The organism is Agromyces bauzanensis, from assembly GCF_014645655.1.
In the GTDB taxonomy this organism is placed as follows: Bacteria; Actinomycetota; Actinomycetes; order Actinomycetales; family Microbacteriaceae; genus Agromyces; species Agromyces bauzanensis.
Genome location: NZ_BMMD01000001.1, coordinates 310,766 through 332,018 on the forward strand (window position 1 = coordinate 310,766; position 21,253 = coordinate 332,018).

The following is a 21,253-nucleotide window of genomic DNA, read 5'->3' on the forward strand; positions in this document are numbered from 1 at the left end:
AAGACTACGATCGAGTCCGACAATCGGGGGGTGTAGTGCGCTCGGTGACAGGGGCTTTGCAGCAGGAGTAGGTGACACCTGAGTTGCCGGAGCGACGGCGAAGCCCGCCGACGCGCCCGAGCATTCGAGATTCGACCACGGCAAGCGAGCCGAGGCCAGGCAGGCCCAACTCGGCCGAACACGAATCGGCTGCGTATGAATCGCAGTTCCACCGCCGGCGCGAAAGCGAGATAAAAACCCAGGTCAAAAGACTATTTGTGGGGCGGACCAGACTTGAACTGGCGACCGATGGATTATGAGTCCACTGCTCTGACCGGCTGAGCTACCGCCCCTCGCGGAGCGTCACTCGGGAGTGCCGCTGGCGCGATCTCGGTGACCGGATCGGTCACCGGCCTTCCACGATACAGGCTCTCGAACGTCGAGATCGTGCGCTGGATGTCGTGCGCCGCGATGAGCCGGATCGACCCCTCCTTGAGCGAGCGGTACTCGTCGGGCGACGCCTCGAGCACCATGCGCAGCTTAGCGGCGAGATCCTCGGGGCTTCCGGGCGCGAACAGGTAGCCGTTCTCCCCGTCGTGCACGAGGTGCGGCAGCGCCATGGCGTTCGCGGCGACGACCGGCAGCGCCGAGGCCATGGCCTCCATGGTCACGATGCTCTGCAGCTCGGCGATCGAGGGCATGGCGAGCACCGAGGCCCGGTGATACGCCTCGCGCAGCTCGTCGTCGGTGACGTAGCCCGTGAACGTGACGCGGTCGGCGATGCCGAGTTCGACCGCGAGATGCTCGAGGTTGCGCTTCTGGTCGCCGCCGCCGACGATCTCGACCTTGGCGTCGAGCTCGACGGGCAGCAGCTTCACGGCGCGCAGCAGCACGTCGATGTGCTTCTCGCCGGTCACGCGACCGACGAAGATGATGCGGTTCTCGGTGCGAGGCTCCCACGAGGGCGAGTACTTGTGCGCGTCGATGCCGCACGAGATGGCGTGCACGCCCGAGAGGCCGGTGTGGCGCTCGAGGAACTGGGCGGCCTTGCGCGTTGGCGTGGTGACCGCTTCGGCACGTCCGAAGGTGCGTCGCGCCGCCTTCCAGGCCAGCCCGACGGCCCACTCCTGCCAGGCCCCCGGCAGCAGCGTGAACTCGAGCATGTTCTCGGGCATGAAGTGATTGGTGCCGATGATCCGGATGCCGCGCTTCTGGGCCTCGATGGAGAGTCCCCGACCCACGGTGATGTGCGACTGGAAGTGCACAACGTCGGGCTTGACCTCGTCGATCACCCGGGCGCTGTTCTGCTTGATGCGCCACGGGAGAGCGAACCGCAGCCAGTCGTGCGGATACCAGCGCCAGCTGTACAGGCGGTGCGCCGTGAGCTCCTGGCCCTCGTGCACCTCCTTCCACGTGCCGTGCTTTCGATTGGCGGCCGGTGCCATGACGTGCACCTCGTGGCCGCGCTCGACGAGTCCGGCGGCGAGGCGCTCGGCGAAACGAGCGGCGCCGTTCACGTCGGGGGCGAACGTGTCGGCGCCGATCAGGATCTTGAGCGGACGTTCCGTCTCTGTGCCGTCGTTCCGGGTCGGGGGTGTCGCACCAGGTGTGTCATACACGTGGTCTCGTTCCTCACATTCGTCGGATTGAGGCGGTCGGCCTCGTGGGATGCACGGCGCGGGGGTTCGGCGTGCGCGAACTGCATCCGACCTTAGTCTACGCGGGCATGCCTGCGCGCCCCTGTGGGAAGCATGTCGCGGCAGCGGATCAGAGCCGGGTCTGCGGGTGATTTCGGGCCAGGATGAACACGCCCCACACGGCGATCACCCCCGCGATGACGAACACGACATTCGCCCACGGGGGCGCCTGCGACGCCTCCCCGAGCACCAGGATGCCGATCGCCACGGCGACCATCGGGTCGACCACCGTGAGCCCCGCGATGACGAGGTCGGGCGGGCCGGTGGCGTAGGCGTTCTGCACGAAGTAGGCCCCGAGCGCGGTGGCGAGGATAAGGCCGATCAGACAGAGGAACGTGAGCCACTCGAACTCGCCCTGCTGCAGGCGGCCCAGCACGACCTTCGCGAGTGTCGCGACGAAGCCGTACAGCACGCCGGCCATGATCACGTAGAAGATCGCGCGGATGCGGTGGCGGAACAGCCAGAAGGCGACGGCCGCAAGGGCGAGGACGATCGCGAGGATCGTGAGGATCGTGATGAGATGCTGGTCGGTGACCGGCCTGTCGACCGCCGTGAACGCAGCGACGCCGACGAAGAGGAACACGCCGCCGACGCACATCACGATGGCGATGATCGACTTGTGATTCAGCTTCACACGGCTGACGCGGGAGTTCAGGATCGACGTGATCACGAGCGCGATGGCGCCGAGGGGCTGCACCACGATGATCGGCGCGAAGTACAGCGACGACAGCTGGAAGACGATGGCGAGGCCCAACATCAGCGTGCCGATGACCCACGACGGACGCGCGAGCAGGAGCGAGAGCTGCTTGACGTTCAGCCCCTTGCCCAGCGTGTCGACGGTGCTGGATTCGACCTTGACGACGCCTCGGTGCTGGAACTGGGCACCGAGCGAGAGGAACACCGCGCCGATGAGCGCGAGCGGGATGCCGATGAACTGCGTGGGGTCGAGCGCGATCTGCTCGGTGAAGTCGGTCAGGTCGGGATCCACGCAACGACCCTACCCGTTCGCCCGCCGATATCCTTGGCGAATGGCCGTGCTCCCCATCCGCATCTCAGGCGACCCAGTGCTCCACTCCCCCGCCCGGCCAGTCGAGGCCATCGACGACGAGCTCCGCGCACTCGTGCGCGACATGTTCGAGACGATGGATGCCGCGCCCGGCGTCGGGCTCGCCGCCCCGCAGGTGGGCGTGCCGCTGCGGCTGTTCACGTACGGCTGGGTCGACGAGTCGGGCACACGGTGGCGAGGCGTGGCGTTCAACCCCGAGCTGTGGATCTCGCCGCCGCCGGCGGGCGAGCCCGATCCCGACGAGGAGTCAGAGGGCTGCCTGAGCTTTCCGGGCGAGCGCTTCGGGCTCCGGCGCGCTGCTCGAGCGATGCTCCGGGCGACCGATCTCGAGGGCGAGCCGTTCGAGATCACCGCCGAGGGATGGCTCGCGCGCATCTTCCAGCACGAGTACGACCACCTCGATGGCATGCTCTACACCGACCGGCTCGGCGAACGCGACCAGCGCATCGTCGCGAAGATCGCGAAGAAGGTCGGCTGGGGCCGGCCCGGTGTCTCGTGGATGCCAGGGGTCGACCACCTCGAGGATTGATCGCCCACCCTCCGGCCGGTTGGGCGCGAAGCGCCACCGGGTGGTCGAGTAGGCGCGTGGCGCCGTATCGAGACCGATCGAACCCACCCCATGGGACGCGCGCCGACAGGTCACCCGGTGAAGACGCGGCGAGCGATGCGCTGTTCGAGGTCGTCCGGCTCGCCGGAGACATCCGCGGCGAGCCACACCCGGCTGCGCTTGCGGCCGGTGGTCTCGCGAAGGATTCCGCCCTCATCGAGTCCCGCACGAGTGGCTCCCCCACTTGGACTCGAACCAAGAACCTATCGGTTAACAGCCGATTGCTCTGCCAATTGAGCTATGGAGGATCGCGTGTTTCAGCAGAGTCACTCTAGCAAAGGGTGGCCCGGTCTCCCAATTCGAGGCCGCCTCGCGAGCGCCGTCGTCGCTCAGTATCCGGCATCGAGGTCGACGCGGCCCTCGAAGGCGCCGTCGCCGAGGAACGCGGCGACATTCCGCCGCACCCGGACGGCGAAGGGCGGCACCGTCATCGCCTCGGTGTCGGCCACGTGCGGCGTGATGATGCAGCCAGGTGCCGACCAGAGCGGATGCCCCGCCGGTAGCGGCTCCGGCTCGGCGACGTCGAGTCCCGCTCCGCCGAGCCGACCCGAACGCAGCGCGTCGACGAGCGCGTCGGCCATTCCCGCGCGCCGATGCGTCGCGACAGTTCGCGCAGCAGGGCCAGCGCGAGCATGAGCGCGTGCTCGGCGACGGGTTGCGCGTACGCGCCCTTCGCGCTCGTCCAGACCCGACCGTCGCCGCAGTGGCGTTCGAGCAGGGGTGCGAACGCGTCGACGCCCGCCCACGGCGACTGCACCCAAGCGACATCGGCGGAGGCGTCGGCCGCGCCGGGCACGGCCCGATGCCGGGAGGGCGGCCCCGGGGCATCCGTCACCGCGGCGGACCGTCGCCGAGCTCGTCGATGATGGCGTGCCCGTCGTCGAGCGCACCCGCGAGCGCCATCACGTACGGGTGCTCGGGATCGTGGAAGACCTCCTCGATCGTGCCGATCGCGGCGAGCTCGCCGCGATCGAGCACGGCGATGCGATCGGCCGTGCGACGCAGCACCGGGAGGTCGTGGCTGATGATGAGCGCCGTGAACGTGTGCTGCTCGCGGAGCTCGACGATCAGCTGGGCCACGACGTCGCGCACCGTGAGGTCGATGCCGGCCGTCGGCTCGTCGGCGATGAGCACCGACGGACCGAGCACCAGCGCCCGGGCGAGCGCGACGCGCTGGCGTTGGCCGCCGCTCAACTCGTAGGGGAACTTGTCGAGGTACCCGAGTGGCAGCCGGACGGCGTCGACCATCGTCGCCACGCGCGTCTGCAGCGCCTTGCGGTTGTAGCGGCGATCTCGCTCGAGGATGGGCTCGCCCACGATCTCGGCGATCGTGAGGTCGGCCGGCAGGGTCGCCGCGGCGTCCTGCGCCAGATAGCCGACGTGGAACCGGTACTCGGGAAGCTCTCGTCTCGGGATGCCTCGCAGTCGGAGTCCGAGCACCGTCGCCTCGCCGCCCGTGATGACGGGATGCACGTCGGGCGACTTCGGGTCGAGCGCGACGCCCGAGAGCACCTTCGCGAGCGTGCTCTTGCCGCTGCCGGCGCTGCCGAGCAGCCCCAGCACCTCCCCCGGGGCGATGGTGAGCGTCAGTCCGCGCAACGCCACGTGCGCCGGGCTCGCGCCGTGCGGCGGGTATTCGAGCGAGAGGTCGCTCAGCACGATCGGATAGCCGTGCGCGGCCCCCCGCATCAGCTCGCCTCCCGAAGCCGGCGCAGTTCCTCTCGGCGTTCGGCCTGGGCGATCGGGTCGGGCACCGGAAGCGAGGCGAGCAGTCGCTGCGTGTACGGGTCCCTCGGCGCGCCGAGCACCTCGGCGCCCGTTCCCTCCTCGACGAGCTCGCCGCGGTACAGCACCGCGATGCGGTCGGCGAGGAGGTCGACCACGGCGAGGTCGTGGCTGATGAACAGGGACGCGAAGCCGAACCCGCGCTGGAGCTCCGCGAACAGTTCGAGCACGCGCGCCTGCACCGACACGTCGAGCGCCGAGGTCGGCTCGTCGGCGATGAGGAGCTCGGGCTCGAGCGCGATGGCCCGGGCGAGGCTCGCGCGCTGGCGCTGTCCGCCGGAGAGCTCGTGCGGGAACCGGTCGCCGTACGCGCGGGGCAGCTGCACCGCCTCGAGCAGCTCGTCGACACGCTGACGAGCATCCGCGGCATCCGCTGCCCGCCCGTGGATCACGAGCGGCTCGGCGACGCACTCGGCGATCGTCAGCAGCGGGTTGAAGCTCGACGCCGGGTCCTGGAAGACGAAGCCGATGCGGCTGCGAAGCGGCCGGAAGTCGCGCTCGCGGCCGCCGAGCATCTCGTGGCCGAGCACCTGCAGCGACCCGCCCGTGACCTTGGTGAGCCCGGCGATGGCCCGGCCGATCGTGGTCTTGCCGGATCCGCTCTCGCCGACGAGGCCCAGCACCTCGCCCGGCCGGATGGTGAGGTCGACGCCGTCGACCGCGCGGAACCCGGCCCTGCCGAAGCGTCCGGGGTACTCGATCTCGAGGCCGCGCGCCTCGACGGCGGGTGCCTGCTCGGCCCAGCCCGCCGGACGCTCCGCGGCACGTTCGGCCGCGTGGACGGTGCCGTGGCCGACGTAGGGCACGGCGGCGAGCAGCGCCTTGGTGTAGTCGTCCTTCGGCGCGGCGAAGAGCGTCGCGACGTCGGCCTGCTCGACGATCTTGCCCTGGTACATGACCGCCACCCGGTCGGCGAGGTCGGCGACGACGCCCATGTTGTGCGTGATGAGCACGATCGCCGTGCCGAACTCGTCGCGGACGCGGCGGAGCAGGTCGAGGATCTCGGCCTGCACGGTCACGTCGAGCGCCGTCGTGGGCTCGTCCGCGACGATGAGGCCGGGATTCAGCACGAGCGCCATGGCGATGACGATGCGCTGCTTCTGCCCGCCCGAGAACTGGTGCGGGTAGTGGTCGACCCGCACCTCGGGGTCGGGGATGCCGACACGGCCGAGGATCTCGATCGCCTGCGCGCGAGCCTCCTTCTTCGAGATCTCGCCGTGCGCCCGCAGGCCCTCCATGATCTGCCAGCCGACCTTGTACACGGGGTTCAGCGCCGTCGAGGGCTCCTGGAAGACCATGGCCACGTCCGTGCCGCGCACCGCACGGAGCTGCTGCTTCGACAGGCTGACGATGTTGCTCTCGCGCGTGCCCTCCCGATTCGAGAGCACCACCGCGCCTCGAGCCGTCGCGGTCTCGGGCAGCAATCCCAGGATGGTCTTCGCCGTCACCGTCTTGCCGCTGCCGGACTCGCCCACGATCGCGAGGACCTCTCCGCGGTCGACCGACAACGAGACATCGTCGACGGCCTTCACCGCCCCGGCATCCGTGGAGAACGAGACGCCGAGGTTCCTGATGTCGACCACCGTGCTCATCGCCTGACCTCGATTCCCTGGTCGCCGAATGTCTCCTCGTCTTCGAGACCGCCCAAGCCGCCGGGCCCCGCGGTCAGCGTGCCGCCGGGGACCACGGAGGTCTCGGCGACCTGGCCGGATGCCTGCGCCACCCGACGTCGTCCGCGCAGTCGCGGGTCGGCGAGGTCGTTGAGGCTCTCGCCGACGAGCATGATGCCGAGCACCGCGAATACGATCGCGAGACCGGGGTACAGCGCGGTCCACCAGATGCCGCTCGTGACATCCGACTGCGCCTTGAAGAGGTCATAGCCCCACTCGGCCGCCGCGGTCGGCTCGATGCCGAAGCCGAGGAAGCCGAGCGCCGCGAGCGTGAGGATCGCCTCCGCGGAGTTCAGCGTGATGATGAGCGGGAGCGTGCGCGTCGCGTTGCGGAAGACGTGCTTGAACACGATCCGCGAGTTCGACGCGCCGAGCACCTTGGCGGACTCGACGAACGGCTCCGCCTTGATGCGCACCGTCTCGGCGCGGATGACCCGGAAGTACTGCGGGATGAACACCACCACGATCGATCCCGCGGCCGCGAGCACACCGCCCCACAGGCTCGACTGGCCACCCGAGATGACGATCGACAGCACGATGGCGAGCAGCAGCGACGGGAACGCGTAGATGGCGTCGAACACGACCACGAGGAGTCGATCGAGCCAGCCTCCGAAGTAGCCCGAGTAGAGGCCGAGTGCCACGCCGATGAAGATCGAGAGGAGCACCGCCACGATGACGACGAGGAGCGCGGTCTGCGTTCCCCAGATCACTCGCGAGAGCACGTCGTATCCGCCGACGGTCGTTCCGAAGAGGTGCTCGGCCGACGGCGGCTGCTGGGTGCCGAACGAGCCTTCGCCGTCGGCCCGCTGGGCGAAGCCGTAGGGAGCGAGCACCGGCGCGAGGATCGTGACGAGCACGAAGACCCCGAGCATGACGAGACCCGCGACGAGCATGCCGCGCTGCAGGCCGACGCTCTGACGGAGCTGGTGCACCACCGGCAGCCGGTCGCGCAGTCGACGACGGGCGGGGGTGACGGATGCCACTGCCATGTCAGTACCTCACCCTCGGGTCGATGAACGCCGCGATGATGTCGACGACGAAGTTGGTGACGGCGACGATCACGGCGAGCAGCACGACGATGCCCTGCACGGCCACGAAGTCCCGGGACTCGAGAAACTCAGCGAGGATGAACCCGAGCCCCTTCCACTCGAAGGTGGTCTCGGTGAGCACCGCGCCCGAGAGGAGCAGCGCGATCTGGAGGCCGATGACCGTCACGATCGGGATCAGGGCGGGGCGGTACGCGTGCTTGCGCAGCAGGCGGAATTCCGCGACGCCGCGCGAACGCGCCGCGTCGACGTAGTCGGTCGCGAGGGTGCCGATGACGTTGGTGCGAACGAGTCGCAGGAAGATGCCGGCCGTCAGGAGCCCCAACGCGATCGCGGGGAGCACTGCATGGGACAGCACGTCGATGAGCACCTCGGGATTGCCGGTCATGAGCGCGTCGATCGTGTAGAAGCCCGTCTTGTTCGGTTGGACCTGCATCTGGAGCTCCGCGCTGACGGTGGCCCGGCCTGCGACGGGGAACCACCCCAGCCACACCGAGAAGATGAGCTTCAGGATGAGGCCCGCGAAGAACACCGGGACGGCGTACCAGTAGATCGCGAGCACGCGGAACACGGCATCCTGCGGCTTGTCTCGGTAGTACGCCGTGAGGAGTCCGAGCGGGATGCCGACGGCGAAGGCGACGATGAGCGAGTAGAAGACCAGCTCGAAGGTGGCGGGGCCGTACGTGGCGAGCACCTCGACGACCGGGCGGTTCGTGGTCAGCGTCGACCCGAAGTCCAGCGTGGCGATCTGCGCGAGGTACTCGAAGTACTGGACGAGGAGCGGCCGGTCGAATCCTGCGGCCGCGCGCAGCTCGGCCAGCGCCTCGGGGCCGAGTCGTCCGCCCTGTGCGGCGGTGATGGGGTCGCCGGTCGTTCGCATCAGGAAGAAGACCAGCGTGACCAGGATGAAGATGGTCGGGAAGATCAGGAGGAAGCGGACGAGGAGATATCGTCCGAACCCGCCGCCTCCTGTCGATTTCGGCCTCGGACGTCCCGGTGCGGGGGTGCCTTCGGCCGCGGACACGGTGTCAAGTGTGCTCATGGATTCCTCAGGGATACAGGGAACGGGGGCGACCCGCGGTAGCGAGTCGCCCCCGTCGTCGAGCTGCAACGACTCTAGCCCGTGGCTAGCCCTTCGAGAGGGCGGCGTAGCGGAACTTGAAGGACGCGTCGAGCGTGTCCTCCGCTCCCTCCACGTCGGCACCCACGACGGCGATCTGCGCACCCTGCATGTACGGGATCGTGGAGAGGTCGGCCGCGACCGCATCCTGGATCTCGCCGATGAGGGCCTCGCGCTCCGCCGGGTCGACCGTGACGGCCTGCTGGAGGATCAGGTCGTTCACGGCGGGGTTCTCGTAGTGGTTCGCGAGGAAGTTCTCCGTGAGGAAGAACGGCGTGAGGTAGTTGTCGGCGTCGGAGTAGTCGGGGAACCAACCCAGCTGGTAGGCCGGGTACAGGTCGGCGACGCGGTCCTTGGAATACTGGACCCACTCGGTCGACTGCAGGTTGACCGTGAAGAGGCCGCTCGTCTCGAGGTTGTCCTTGATGATCGCGTACTCGTCACCCGACGACGGGCCGTAGCGCTCCGCGACGTACTGGATGCTGATGTCGAGCGGCGTCGTGACGCCGGCCGCCTCGAGCACCTCGGCTGCCTTCGCCTCGTCGGGCGCGCCGTTGCCGTCGCCGTAGAGACCCTTGAGCGCCTCGTTGGCGCCGGTGAGTCCTTCGGGCACGTACGAGTACAGGGGCGTGAAGGTGCCCTTGTAGACGTCCTCGGAGATCGCGTCGCGGTCGATCAGGTGGGCGATCGCCTGGCGGACGGCGAGGGCCTTGGCCGGGTCGGCCTCGGCGGTGGTGGCGCCGAACGGCATCGTGTTGAAGTTGAAGACGAGGTAGCGGATCTCGCCACCGGGGCCGTCGACGACCTTCACGTTGTCGTTGCCGCGGAGGTCCTCGATGTCGGTCGCGCTGAGCGTGCGGTTCGCGACGTCGATGTTGCCCTCCTGGACGTCGAGCTTCAGGTTCGAGGCATCCGTGTAGTACTTGACGTTGACCGTGTCGGTCTTCGCCTCGCCGAGCAGGCCCTGGTAGTCGGGGTTCGCCTTGTATGCGACCAGGTTGTTGAAGTCGTAGCTCGTGATCGTGTACTGGCCGGCGAACGCCTCGCCGGCGACGATGTCGTCGTCGGAGGTGAGCGCGTCGGCCGAGAAGACGTCCTCGTCGATGATGGGGCCGACCGGGCTCGACAGGATCTGCGGGAAGATCTGGTCGTTCGGCGACTTCAGCGTGAAGACGACGGTGAGGTCGTCGGGGGCCGCGACGCTGTCGAGGTTGTAGAGCAGTGACGACGGGCCGTTGGGGTCGGCGATCGCGAGCTGGCGGTCGAACGTGAACTTCACGTCGGATGAGGTGAGCTCGTTGCCGTTCGCGAAGGTCAGGCCCTCCTTGAGGGTCACCGTGTACTCGGTGTCCGAGGTGAACTCCGCAGTCTCGGCGATGTCGGGCTCGACGTCGGGGCTGCCGTACGGGGTGTTGAGAAGGAACGGGTACACCTGGTTCATGACGGCGAACGAGCCGTTGTCGTAGGAGCCGGCCGGGTCGAGGGCCGTGATCTGCTCGGTGGTGCCGATCGTGAGCGTGCCGCCGCTCGTGTCGTCGGCGCTGTCACCGGCGGAGCAGCCCGCGAGCGCCAGCGCGGCGATCGAGAGACCGGCGGCCGCGACGAGGCCGCGACGTCGGTTCGTGGATGCGGATGACATATCCGTCTACCTCTTCCTGTCAGGGGCGATCGCGCGCGGGGTCACCGCCGTGATCTCGTATCCCCAACACCTAGCACACTCTGTGTCCCCCTTCCGGGGTGCCCTCGAAGGAAGGGCCGAATGTGACCGATCTGCAATCTTGCGCAACGGATGCGCACGTGGGAGCGCTCGGCCGCGCGATCGGCGCAGGATCGAACGGCACGCCGGGCGGACCGGGCCGTCGGGATCAGTCTCCGCGCAACGCCCGTCGAGCGACCTCGAGGTCGACGAGGGCGCGCTGCAGCGCGCCGTAGCCGGCGGTGTCCGAAGGGTCGGTGCGCTGCAGCCGGCCGAGCAGTTCCTGCTTCTGGCGCAGCAGCTCCCGGTCGATGAGCGCGCTGACGACGCCGCGCACGTACGCCGCGAGCTCGTCCTCGCTGCGCTGGGGCATCGGCGCGACGGCGAGCTGCCGCACGAGCCCGCCGAAGGGCTCGGGCACCTCGCCGACGACCGCGTCGACCGTGACCGGGCGGGCTCCGGATGCCACGACCGAGGCGATGCCGTCGCGCACGACGGCGAGCGACGCATTGCCGAAGCGGCTGTCGACCCCCTGGCCCAGCAGGTCTGCCCCGACGACCTCGGGGTACTGCAGCATCGCCTGCAGCGCGTCGCGCTCGAGGCGGGTCGAGGGGTCTGCGGGCAGGTCGGCGATCGAGAACGGCCGCTCGGGTGGTGCGGCAGGGGCGTTTCCGTTGCCGCGTGGCTCCTGCGCCCGCGTTCGGTCGGCGGATGCCGCGCGCGCGCGTTCCTCGGACCGGCCGACGCCCGACGCACCGCGCACCGCGCGCGTCACCTCGCCGAGCTCCATGCCGAGCATGCGGGCGAGCTCGCGCGTGTATCCGGGACGCAGGGATGGGTCGCGGATGCCCGCGACCACCGGAGCCGCGGCGCGGAGGGCACCGACCCGCCCCTCGACGGTCTCGAGGTCGAAGCGCGCGAGGGTGTGGCGGATCACGAACTCGAACATGGGCGTGCGCGAGTCGACGAGGGAGCGCACGGCGGCGTCGCCGCGCGCGAGCCGCAGGTCGCACGGGTCGAGGCCGTCGGGGGCGACCGCCACGAACGTCTGCGCGGCGAACCGCTGCTCCTCGGCGAACGCGCGCATGGCCGCCTGCTGCCCGGCCGCGTCGCCGTCGAAGGTGAACACCACCTCGCCGAGGCTGGAATCGTCGCCGAGCACGCGACGGAGCACCTTGATGTGGTCCACGCCGAAGGACGTGCCCGACGTCGCGATTGCGGTCGTGACCCCAGCGAGGTGGCAGGCCATCACGTCGGTGTAACCCTCGACGAGCACCACCCGGTGCGACTTCGCGATGTCGCGCTTGGCAAGGTCGAGTCCGTAGAGCACCTGCGCCTTGTGGTAGATCGCCGTCTCAGGGGTGTTGAGGTACTTCGGCCCCTGGTCGTCGTCGAGGAGCTTGCGGGCACCGAACCCGACGGTCTGGCCGGTGACGTCGCGGATCGGCCAGATCAGCCGGCCCCGGAACCGGTCGTACACGCCCCGGTCGCCTTGAGAGACGAGGCCCGCTGCCGAGAGCTCCTCGGGCGTGAATCCGCGCGCCCTGAGGTGCTTCGTGAGCGCGTCCCAGCTCTTGGGCGCGAATCCGACGCCGAAGTGCTTCGCGGCCTCTGCGTCGAACCCGCGCTCACCGAGGAACCGCCGCCCGATCTCTGCCTCGGGCGACCCGAGGCGTTCGACGAAGAACTGCTCGGCAGCCGTGTTCGCCGCGAGCAGCCTCGCACGGTTGCCGTGGTCGGAGGCCTGACCGCCGTCTTCGTAGTGGAGCTCGAAGCCGATGCGGCCGGCGAGGCGCTCGACCGCCTCGGTGAATGACACGTGGTCCATGCGCTGCAGGAAGGTGTAGGCGTCGCCCGACTCCCCGCATCCGAAGCAGTGGTAGTACCCGAGGCCCGGCCGCACGTGGAAGCTCGGGCTGCGCTCGTCGTGGAACGGGCAGAGACCCTTCAGCGAGCCGACGCCGGCGGACTTCAGGCTCACGTGCTCGCCGACGATGTCGGCGATGTTGGTGCGGGCCTTCACCTCATCGACGTCGCTCTGTCGAATCCGGCCCGCCATGGCTCTCATCCTAGATCGCCCGGATGTGGAGGCGGCTGGTTGTCCGATGCCCGGTCGCCCTGCGCCCGGCGGCGGCCTCCGTCATCGCTGCACCAGGCGCTCGTACCACGCGAAGGCGGACTGGTCGGTGAGGCTCGCGACCTGGTCGACGATCACGCGCTTGCGCGCGGCGTCGCCGCCCGCGGCCCGCCAGTCTTCTGCGAAACCGGGATCGAGATGCCGATCGCCGGCCTCGTGCAGCACCTCGGCGAGCGACGTGAGCACCTGCCGCTGCTGTACGTAGATGGGCTGCCTTGTGTTCTTCGACATCACGAACGCCGCGACGATGCCCTTGAGCACGGCGATCTCGGCCTGGACCTCGCGCGGGACGACGACATCGGCGTCGAATCGGATGAGGCTCGCGAGCGGGAACGCCGAGCGCGTGGCATCGGTGGCCGCATGCGCGAACCGGCCGATGAGCTGGCTCGTGAGGTTCTTCAGCTGCGCCTGCTCGCGCCGGCTGCCGCTCCACGAGTCCAACCAGCCGTCGAGCGAGTCGAGACGGTCGAATGCCGCGATGAGCTCGTCGTGCGTGATGGCGCCGCCGATCCAGTCGTACATCGACGTGACGAGGGCGTCATGGTCGACGCGGGCGCCGAGGGCGGCGACGTCGACGTAGCCGTTCACGATGGCGTCCTCGAAGTCGTGCACCGAGTAGGCGATGTCGTCGGAGAGGTCCATGACCTGTGCCTCGATGCAGAGCCGGCGATCGGGGGCACCACGGCGCATCCACTCGAACACCTCGACGTCATCGCGGTAGAAGCCGAACTTCGCCCGCCCGCTCGGGTCGGGGACGGATGTCGCCTCCGGCCACGGGTACTTGCAGCTCGCGTCGAGGCTCGCACGCGTGAGGTTGAGTCCATGGCTGCGCCCGTCGGGGCCGAAGACCTTGGGTTCGAGGCGGGTGAGGATGCGCAGGGTCTGCGCGTTGCCCTCGAAGCCGCCGATGTCGGCCGCCCACGCGTTGAGCGCCTTCTCGCCGTTGTGCCCGAACGGAGGATGTCCGAGGTCGTGCGCGAGGCATGCGGTGTCGACGACGTCGGGGTCGAGGCCGAGGCTCGCGGCGAGCTCGCGTCCGACCTGCGCGACCTCGAGCGAGTGCGTGAGGCGGTTGCGGGCGAAGTCGAGGCCCGCCGTGGGGCTCAGCACCTGGGTCTTCGCTGCGAGTCGCCGCAGCGCACTCGAATGCACGAGCCGCGCCCGGTCGCGGGCGAAGTCGCTGCGACCCGAGGTGTGCACTTCGGGCAGCCAGCGCTCGGTGTCGGCGTCACCGTAGCCGCCGAAGAGTGGTGACCGCACGTCAGCCGCCGCTCGTGTCGAGCTCGGCGTCGACCAGGGTGGTGCGGTCGCCGCCGGCGAGTTCCTGCGAGTCGAGCCAACCGGCGGGCAGCGCTGGGCTCTTCGGCGTGCCGGCGCGGCCCCGCGGGCCCTCGGCCCCCTCGCCGGGATACGGCATCGACCAGTCGAGCGTGCCCAGCAGGTCGTCGAGCTGCGCAAGCGATTCGACCGTCGCGAGCTTCGACCGCAGCTCGCCACCGACCGGGTAGCCCTTGAAGTACCACGCCACGTGCTTGCGGATGTCGCGGCACCCGCGCTCCTCGCTGTCGAAGAACTCGGTCAGCAGCTCGGCATGGCGGCGGAACGTCTGCGCGACCTCGCCGAGCGACGGCTCGGCCTTGCGCGCCTCGCCGCGGAAGCCCGCCGCGAGGTCGCCGAAGAGCCACGGCCGGCCGAGGCATCCGCGCCCCACGACCACGCCGTCGCAACCGGTCTCGGCGACCATGAGCAGCGCGTCCTCGGCCGACCAGATGTCGCCGTTGCCGAGCACCGGCACGCTCGTGACGGCCTCCTTCAGCTTCGCGATGGCCGACCAGTCGGCCTCGCCCGAGTAGAATTCGGCGGCCGTGCGGGCGTGAAGCGCGACCGCCGCGACGCCCGCGCCCTCGGCGATGCGCCCAGCCTCGAGGTAGGTGAGGTGATCGGCGTCGATGCCCTTGCGCATCTTGACGGTGAGCGGGATGTCGCCGGCGGCCCCCACGGCCCCCTCGACGATGTCGCGGAACAGGCCGCTCTTCCACGGCAGCGCCGCTCCCCCGCCCTTGCGGGTGACCTTGGGCACGGGGCATCCGAAGTTCAGGTCGATGTGGTCGGCGCGGTCTTCGGCGACGAGCATCGTGACCGCCTCGGCCACGGTCTTCGGATCGACGCCGTAGAGCTGGATCGACCGCGGCGTCTCGGACTCGTGGTGCGTGATGAGCCGCATCGACTCGGGCGTGCGCTCGACGAGCGCGCGCGACGTGATCATCTCGGAGACGTACAGGCCCGCGCCGAACTCGCGGCACAGTCGCCGGAACGCCGTGTTGGTGATGCCGGCCATCGGGGCCAGCACCACGGGGACGTCGACGACGAGCCCGCCGATCGACAGCGGGCCCGCGGGAAGCGTGGTGGTGAAGGACATCACCTTCGATTCTCCCAGAGAAGCGGCTCACTCGTCCTTCGGACCTCGCGCACGCCTAGGATTCCGAGGAGGACGAGGGTGTGGAGGACGAGATGACCGACGGCACGCTGACCGGTGCGGAACGGGTGCGAGCGGATGCCGCGGCGCGCGGCCTCGAGGTCGAGATCATCGAGCGGCCGGCCGCGCGAAGCCTCGAGGAGGCCGCCGAGATCCTTGGCATCACGCCCGCCGACATCGTGAAGTCGCTCGTCCTGAAGAAGAGCGACGACACGTACGTATTCGCGCTCGTGCCCGGCGGCCGCAAGATCTCGTGGCCGAAGCTGCGGGCCCTCCTCGGCGTGAACAAGCTTCAGCTGCCGGATGCCTCGCTGGCTCTCGCCGCGACGGGCTACGAGCGCGGCACCATCACGCCGCTCGGCTCGACCACCCCGTGGCCGGTGGTCGTAGACGCGACGATCCCGGGGCGCCGCGTCTCGATGGGTGCGGGCGAGCACGGGCGGAGCCTCTTCGTCGACGCCGATTCGCTGATCGGCGCGTTCGACGCGACGGTCGCCGACATCAGCGAGCCGGAGTAGTCGGCCGCCGGTGGTCGAGCCGGCGCGCAGCGCCGTATCGAAACCTACTCCCCCACGCCCGGGATGTAGCAGACGTCGCCCTCGCACACCATAGCGGCGGCGTCACCGGTCACCATGGTGAACGGCGACGGCGTCGCGCTACTCGTCGACGGGGCATCCGTCGATGCGGCATCCGTCGACGGGGCATCCGTCACCTGGGGTGTCGTCGCGTCGCTCATGCCACAGCCCCGTCGTGCTCGCCGGCGACCTGGGTGAGCACCTGCGAGAACACCTCGACCGGCTGCGCCCCCGAGACGCCGTACTTGCCCTCGAAGACGAAGAACGGCACGCCCTGGATGCCGTACGTGCCGGCCTGCGCGATGTCGGCCTGCACGGCCGCACTGTAGCGTTCCGACTCGAGCGCCTCGCGCGCGGCATCCGCGTCGAGGCCGACCTCGGCGGCGAGCTCGACCAGTTCGTCGATGCGACCGACGTGGCGTCCCTCGGTGAAGTAGGCGCGGAACAGCCGCTCCGACAGCTCGAGCTGGAGGCCGTGCTCCTTCGCGAAGTGCAGCAGCTCGTGGGCCTTCAACGTCTTGGTGTGCTGCAGCACGTCGTAGTCGTACGCGAGCCCGGCCTTCGCGGCCACCCCGGCGACGTGCCCGAGCATCTGCTGCACCCGCGACTCGGGCAACCCCTTGTGCTTGGCGAGGAAGTCGACCTCCGAGCCCTCGAAGTCGACGGGCGTGTCGGGTGCGAGTTCGAACGAGTGGTACTCGATCTCCACCTCCGGCGCGTCGTCGCCGAGAGCAGCGAGGCCGCCCTCGAGGTGGCGCTTGCCGATGTAGCACCACGGGCAGGCGATGTCGGACCAGATGTCGATCTTGATGGGAGACGTCACGATGTAGGAGAACGGATGAATCCACCGTCGTATTCCGCCCCACACAGCGGATATACGATCCGGCGCGCCGGGGTCAGTCCCGCAGCAGCGGCGCGCCGGATCGTATATCCGCCATTCGGTGCACCAACCCCTGGATTGACCCGGTGTGACGACCGAGCGCGTCAGGACGCGGTCGGCGCATCCACCGCCCCGCCGAACCGGCGACTGCGCCCCGCGTACAGCTCGATGGCCTGCCAGAGGTCCATCCGCGAGAAGTCGGGCCACAGCGTGTCGAGGAAGACCATCTCGGCGTACGCCGACTGCCAGAGCAGGAAGTTCGACGTGCGCTGCTCCCCCGAGCTGCGCACGAACAGGTCGACGTCGGGCAACTCGGGCACGTACAGCCGCCTGGCGATGAGCTTCTCGGTCACGGCAGAGGGCTTCAGCCGCCCGGATGCCATGTCGTCGGCGATCGAGCGCACGGCATCCGTGATCTCGTTGCGGCCGCCGTAGTTGACGCACATCGTGAGGGTCAGGGTGTCGTTGCCCGCGGTGAGCCGCTCGGCGAACTGCAGGTCGTTGATCACCGACGCCCAGAGCCGCGGCCGCCGGCCAGCCCAGCGGATGCGCACGCCCCACTCGTTGAGCTGGTCGCGGCGGCGATGCAGCACGTCGCGGTTGTAGCCCATGAGGAAGCGCACCTCCTCGGGCGAGCGCTTCCAGTTGTCGGTCGAGAACGCGTACACCGACAGGTGCCTGACGCCGATCTGCACGGCGCCGGCGACCACGTCGAGCAGGGCCGCCTCCCCCGCCTTGTGGCCCTCGATGCGCGTGAGCCCGCGGCGGTTCGCCCAGCGCCCGTTGCCGTCCATGACGATCGCGACATGCTTCGGCACGGCGCCCTTCGGCAGTTCGGGCGGGTACAGGCCCGTCCAGTCGATCGGCCGGTAGGGCACGGCGTCGCGATGCGTATAGGGCTTCGTGGTCACGTGGTGGTCGTCTCTCTGGTGACGTGCGGCAGCGAGCGGAGCCCGCGCTCGAGGTGCCACTGGGTGTACGCGGCGACGATGCCGCTCGCCTGGTTGCGGTCGACGGATGCCGCGGCCTCCGCATGCGCCCAGTCGCCGGCGAGCAGGGAGCCGAGCAGCGCCACGGTCGAGCCGGCGATGCGGGGAGTGCCGGGTGGCGCGTCGTCATCGCAGACCACCCCGCCGAGTTGCACGACGACCGCGGTGTGCTCGCCGGTCCTGCCGCAGCGTGCACAGTCCTGGAAGCTCGGCGCCCAGCCGGCGAGGGCGAGGGCGCGCAGCAGGTAGGAGTCGAGCGTGAGGCTCGCGCCGTGCTCGGCGCGGGCGAGCGAGCGCAGCGCGCCGACGAGCAGCAGGTACTGCTGCAGCGATCCCTCGGCCTCGGTGAGCTTGTCGGCCGCCTCGACCATGGCATTCGCCGCCGTGTACGCGGCATAGTCCTGCGTGATCTCGGCGCCGTACGAGCCCAGCGACTCGGCCTGGGTGATCACGTCGAGCGTGCGGCCCTCGTAGAGCTGGAGATCGGCGACCATGAACGGCTCGAGCCTCGCCCCGAACTTCGAGCCCGTGCGTCGCACGCCCTTGGCGACCGCGCGCACCTTGCCGTGCCGCCTGGTGAGGAGCGTGACGATGCGGTCGGCCTCGCCCAGCTTGTGGGTGCGCAGCACGACGGCTTCATCTCGGTACACGGGCACCCTTCATTATCCCGCGCCCCGCCGACCGGCGGGCCAAGCCGTCGGAGATGCGCCGGATGCGGCGGCGGGAATGGTTCACTGGTGCCGTGTCCCCCGCGCTCTTCGTCATCCCCTTGTGGGTCGACCTCACGGCCGTCGCGATCGGCGCTATCCAGGGCGCCATGTTCGCTGCCCGCCTCACCGAGCGACGCATCGACCTGCTGCTGAACCAACTGCCCGCGGCCATGGCGAGCAACTGGTACCTGCCCGTCGCGACGGCGGCCGCACTGCTCGGGATGCTGCTGCTGGGCGTCTTCGCGAAGCTCAACGGCCTCATCATCGCCCTCGACGCCGTGACCATCGGCCTGTTCGGCGCGATCGGCACGTCGAAGGCGCTCGCGTTCGGCGTGCCGGTGGTGCCGGCGATCTTCGTCGGCGTGCTGTCGGCCTTCGGCGGATCGATCCTCCGCGACGTGACGCTCAACCTGCCGATCGCGCTCATGCACGTCGGATCGCTCTACGCGATCGCCGCGACCGCCGGCACCGTGCTCCTCGTGGTGCTCGTGGCACTCGACGTGAACATCGTCGTCGCGGCCATCGCGTGCGTCGTGGTGACGACGCTCACGCGACTCGGCTCCGTCCGGTTCGGCTGGAGCCTGCCCGAGCAACGGGCGCTCGGCAGCTGGAAGGTGTGGCGCCGAGCGTGATGAAGGACGACGGATGCCGCGCGCACGAGGCCGTGGCGCGGCATCCGCTGGCCGGTCCTAGACGGTGACGGCCTCGCGCACGTGCTCGGCGACCCGAACGCCGCGCAGCGCCCGGTTCACCGCGGACACGACCGCCTTGAGCGACGCCGTGGAGATGTCGGCGTCCACGCCGACGCCCCACAACGTGCGCCCCTCGACCTGGCATTCCACGTAGGCGGCGGCGAGGGCGTCGCCCCCGGCCGAGAGGGCGTGCTCGCTGTAGTCGAGCACCCGCACGTCGACACCCTCGGCGGCGAACACCGAGAGGAACGCCGCCACGGGGCCGTTGCCCGATCCATCGGCCTCGATCCGCTCGCCGCCGTCGCGGAGGCCCACGCGCACGCGAACCTCGCCGGTGAGCTCGCTCTCGGTGCGCAGCGACAGGAGTTCGAACCGGCCCCACTTCTCGTCGGGGCGATCCTGCGGCGCCGGTAGGTACTCGTCGTTGAAGATGCGCCAGATCTCGTCGCTCGAGACCTCGCCGCCCTCGGCGTCGGTCTTGGCCTGTACGACGCCCGAGAACTCGATCTGCAGGCGCCGCGGCAGGTCGAGCGCGTGGTCGGACTTCAGGAGGTACGCGACGCCGCCCTTGCCCGACTGCGAGTTGACGCGGATGACCGCCTCGTAGCTGCGACCCAGGTCCTTCGGGTCGACCGGCAGGTAGGGCACCGCCCACTCGAGGTCGTCGACGTCCACGCCGCGGCGCGCGGCCTCGGCTTCCATCGCCTCGAAGCCCTTCTTGATCGCGTCCTGATGCGACCCCGAGAACGCCGTGTAGACGAGGTCGCCCGCCCAGGGGCTCCTCTCGTGCACGGGCAGCTGGTTGCAGTACTCGGCCGTGCGCTTGACCTCGTCGAGGTCGGAGAAGTCGATCTGCGGGTCGATGCCCTGCGTGAACAGGTTGATGCCGAGCGCGACCAGGTCGACGTTGCCCGTGCGCTCCCCGTTGCCGAAGAGGCATCCCTCGATGCGGTCGGCGCCGGCCAGGTAGCCGAGCTCGGCAGCGGCGACAGCCGTGCCGCGGTCGTTGTGGGGATGCAGCGACAGAAGGACGTTCTCGCGGTGGTTCAGGTGCCGCGACATCCACTCGATCGAGTCGGCGTAGACGTTGGGGGTCGCCATCTCGACCGTGGCAGGCAGGTTGACGATCACCTTGCGCTCGGGCGTGGGTTCGAAGACCTGAAGGACCTGGTTGCACACGTCGACGGCGAACTCGAGCTCGGTGCCCGTGTAGCTCTCGGGCGAGTACTCGTAGTAGACGCCGGTGCCCGGAACGGTCGCCTCCAGCTCACGACACTTCCGGGCGCCGTGCAGGGCGATGTCGATCACGCCCTGCCGGTCGGTTCGGAAGACGACGTCGCGCTGCAGGATGCTCGTCGAGTTGTAGAGGTGCACGATCGCCTGCCTGGCGCCGCGGATCGACTCGTAGGTGCGCTCGATGAGGTGGTCGCGCGACTGGGTCAGCACCTGGATGGTGACGTCGTCGGGGATCGCGCCCTCCTCGATGAGGCTGCGCACGAAGTCGAAGTCGGTCTGGCTGGCGCTCGGGAAGCCGACCTCGATCTCCTTGTAGCCCATGCGCACGAGCATGTCGAACATGATGCGCTTGCGCTCGGGGCTCATCGGGTCGATGAGGGCCTGGTTGCCATCGCGCAGGTCGACGGCGCACCAGCGCGGCGCGGTCGTGATGCGCTTGGACGGCCACGTGCGATCGGGAAGGTCGACGCGGATCTGCTCGTGGTACGGGCGATACCGATGCACGGGCATCGGCGACGGCTTCTGGGTGTTCTTCATGGGGTGCTCTTCTCGCTCTACGGATGGATTCAGCCGACGACGAACTCCGCAGCGAGGGAGGCCAGTGAACTAGGACTCGCTGCGGCAGCTAAGGAGAAGCAGGCCGTGAAGCACGGATCAAGGGTAACACCGACCTCGGGGGCCGGCGCAATCGTGACGGAGGGCGGATGCCGCGGCCACGGGGCATCCGCCCCAGGTTTCCGCTCGCGCACCATGTACCCGATGGAACGGCGACGCGACGCGCGAACGGGAACATGGGCGAGCGGATGCCGCAGCCACGCGGCGCAGGCGGTCGTGGTGATCCCGAGCCTGAAGCCCGTCGACGCCGGATGATGCGCGGCCCGCGGCGCGTCAG

19 protein-coding genes and 2 tRNA genes are annotated in these 21,253 nt (G+C 69.5%); 3 read left to right on the forward strand and 18 right to left on the reverse strand.

Annotated features, from left to right (window positions below):
• Positions 1-258 precede the first annotated feature (258 nt).
• The 3 genes from IEX31_RS01500 to IEX31_RS01510 all read right to left on the reverse strand — a co-directional run bounded on the left by IEX31_RS01500 (position 259) and on the right by IEX31_RS01510 (position 2,664).
• Positions 259-332: transfer RNA gene (locus tag IEX31_RS01500), tRNA-Ile, on the reverse strand.
• Positions 294-1,529, reverse strand: a complete 1,236-nt coding sequence (locus tag IEX31_RS01505) for a glycosyltransferase (protein ID WP_373285490.1) — start codon at positions 1,527-1,529, stop codon at positions 294-296. Before IEX31_RS01505 ends, IEX31_RS01500 begins: the two co-directional genes overlap by 39 nt.
• A gap of 217 nt (positions 1,530-1,746) precedes the next feature.
• Positions 1,747-2,664 carry a DMT family transporter gene (locus IEX31_RS01510; RefSeq protein ID WP_188741653.1) on the reverse strand — a complete coding sequence of 306 codons (918 nt, stop codon included), beginning with the start codon at positions 2,662-2,664 and terminating at the stop codon, positions 1,747-1,749.
• A 40-nt stretch (positions 2,665-2,704) separates the two neighbouring features.
• On the opposite strand from IEX31_RS01510, the gene def reads away from it, so the two are divergent.
• Positions 2,705-3,271 carry a peptide deformylase gene (gene def, locus IEX31_RS01515; protein ID WP_188741654.1) on the forward strand — a complete coding sequence of 189 codons (567 nt, stop codon included), beginning with the start codon at positions 2,705-2,707 and terminating at the stop codon, positions 3,269-3,271.
• A gap of 250 nt (positions 3,272-3,521) precedes the next feature.
• Here def and IEX31_RS01520 read toward each other — a convergent pair.
• The 10 genes from IEX31_RS01520 to dusB all read right to left on the reverse strand — a co-directional run bounded on the left by IEX31_RS01520 (position 3,522) and on the right by dusB (position 15,222).
• Positions 3,522-3,597: transfer RNA gene (locus tag IEX31_RS01520), tRNA-Asn, on the reverse strand.
• Positions 3,598-3,678: 81 nt separating this feature from the next.
• Complete coding sequence (locus IEX31_RS18610; RefSeq protein ID WP_229662019.1) at positions 3,679-3,930, reverse strand: NAD(P)-dependent oxidoreductase; 252 nt, start codon at positions 3,928-3,930, stop codon at positions 3,679-3,681.
• Positions 3,931-4,180: 250 nt separating this feature from the next.
• The gene (locus IEX31_RS01530) at positions 4,181-5,038 is read right to left on the reverse strand and encodes an ATP-binding cassette domain-containing protein (RefSeq protein WP_188741655.1); all 858 of its coding nucleotides are present in this window, start codon (positions 5,036-5,038) and stop codon (positions 4,181-4,183) included.
• Positions 5,038-6,726 (reverse strand): dipeptide ABC transporter ATP-binding protein, encoded by a 1,689-nt coding sequence (locus IEX31_RS01535; protein WP_188741656.1) that lies wholly within the window; start codon positions 6,724-6,726, stop codon positions 5,038-5,040. The genes IEX31_RS01530 and IEX31_RS01535 overlap by 1 nt, the downstream gene beginning before the upstream one ends.
• Positions 6,723-7,793 carry an ABC transporter permease gene (locus IEX31_RS01540; RefSeq protein ID WP_188741657.1) on the reverse strand — a complete coding sequence of 357 codons (1,071 nt, stop codon included), beginning with the start codon at positions 7,791-7,793 and terminating at the stop codon, positions 6,723-6,725. Before IEX31_RS01540 ends, IEX31_RS01535 begins: the two co-directional genes overlap by 4 nt.
• 1 nt (position 7,794) lies before the next feature.
• A complete protein-coding gene (locus IEX31_RS01545; protein WP_188741658.1) occupies positions 7,795-8,892 on the reverse strand; it encodes an ABC transporter permease in 1,098 nt (365 codons plus the stop codon).
• 85 nt (positions 8,893-8,977) lie between these two features.
• Positions 8,978-10,609 carry an ABC transporter substrate-binding protein gene (locus IEX31_RS01550; RefSeq protein WP_188741659.1) on the reverse strand — a complete coding sequence of 544 codons (1,632 nt, stop codon included), beginning with the start codon at positions 10,607-10,609 and terminating at the stop codon, positions 8,978-8,980.
• 226 nt (positions 10,610-10,835) lie between these two features.
• On the reverse strand, positions 10,836-12,725 hold the full coding sequence (gene dnaG / locus IEX31_RS01555) for a DNA primase (RefSeq protein WP_188741660.1): 1,890 nt from the start codon (positions 12,723-12,725) through the stop codon (positions 10,836-10,838).
• An 81-nt stretch (positions 12,726-12,806) separates the two neighbouring features.
• The gene (locus IEX31_RS01560) at positions 12,807-14,063 is read right to left on the reverse strand and encodes a deoxyguanosinetriphosphate triphosphohydrolase (RefSeq protein ID WP_188741661.1); all 1,257 of its coding nucleotides are present in this window, start codon (positions 14,061-14,063) and stop codon (positions 12,807-12,809) included.
• 1 nt (position 14,064) lies between these two features.
• Positions 14,065-15,222 carry a tRNA dihydrouridine synthase DusB gene (gene dusB / locus IEX31_RS01565; protein WP_188741662.1) on the reverse strand — a complete coding sequence of 386 codons (1,158 nt, stop codon included), beginning with the start codon at positions 15,220-15,222 and terminating at the stop codon, positions 14,065-14,067.
• 92 nt (positions 15,223-15,314) lie between these two features.
• Between dusB and IEX31_RS01570 the strand changes: the two genes are divergently transcribed.
• Positions 15,315-15,797 carry an aminoacyl-tRNA deacylase gene (locus tag IEX31_RS01570; RefSeq protein ID WP_188741663.1) on the forward strand — a complete coding sequence of 161 codons (483 nt, stop codon included), beginning with the start codon at positions 15,315-15,317 and terminating at the stop codon, positions 15,795-15,797.
• A 44-nt stretch (positions 15,798-15,841) separates the two neighbouring features.
• Here the strand turns inward: IEX31_RS01570 and IEX31_RS01575 are convergent, their stop codons facing one another.
• The 4 genes from IEX31_RS01575 to recO form a co-directional block, all read right to left on the reverse strand.
• A complete protein-coding gene (locus IEX31_RS01575; protein ID WP_188741664.1) occupies positions 15,842-16,015 on the reverse strand; it encodes a hypothetical protein in 174 nt (57 codons plus the stop codon).
• Entirely contained in the window at positions 16,012-16,677 is a 666-nt protein-coding gene (locus IEX31_RS01580) for a DsbA family oxidoreductase (protein WP_188741665.1), read from the reverse strand. The genes IEX31_RS01575 and IEX31_RS01580 overlap by 4 nt, the downstream gene beginning before the upstream one ends.
• A 161-nt stretch (positions 16,678-16,838) precedes the next feature.
• On the reverse strand, positions 16,839-17,645 hold the full coding sequence (locus tag IEX31_RS01585; protein ID WP_188741666.1) for an isoprenyl transferase: 807 nt from the start codon (positions 17,643-17,645) through the stop codon (positions 16,839-16,841).
• Entirely contained in the window at positions 17,642-18,379 is a 738-nt protein-coding gene (recO, locus tag IEX31_RS01590) for a DNA repair protein RecO (RefSeq protein ID WP_188741667.1), read from the reverse strand. The genes IEX31_RS01585 and recO overlap by 4 nt, the downstream gene beginning before the upstream one ends.
• Positions 18,380-18,465: 86 nt before the next feature.
• On the opposite strand from recO, the gene IEX31_RS01595 reads away from it, so the two are divergent.
• Positions 18,466-19,065, forward strand: a complete 600-nt coding sequence (locus tag IEX31_RS01595; protein ID WP_229662020.1) for a TRIC cation channel family protein — start codon at positions 18,466-18,468, stop codon at positions 19,063-19,065.
• A 57-nt stretch (positions 19,066-19,122) separates the two neighbouring features.
• Here IEX31_RS01595 and leuA read toward each other — a convergent pair whose 3' ends face one another.
• Positions 19,123-20,898 (reverse strand): 2-isopropylmalate synthase, encoded by a 1,776-nt coding sequence (gene leuA / locus IEX31_RS01600; RefSeq protein ID WP_188741669.1) that lies wholly within the window; start codon positions 20,896-20,898, stop codon positions 19,123-19,125.
• Between the last annotated feature and the right edge of the window lie 355 nt (positions 20,899-21,253).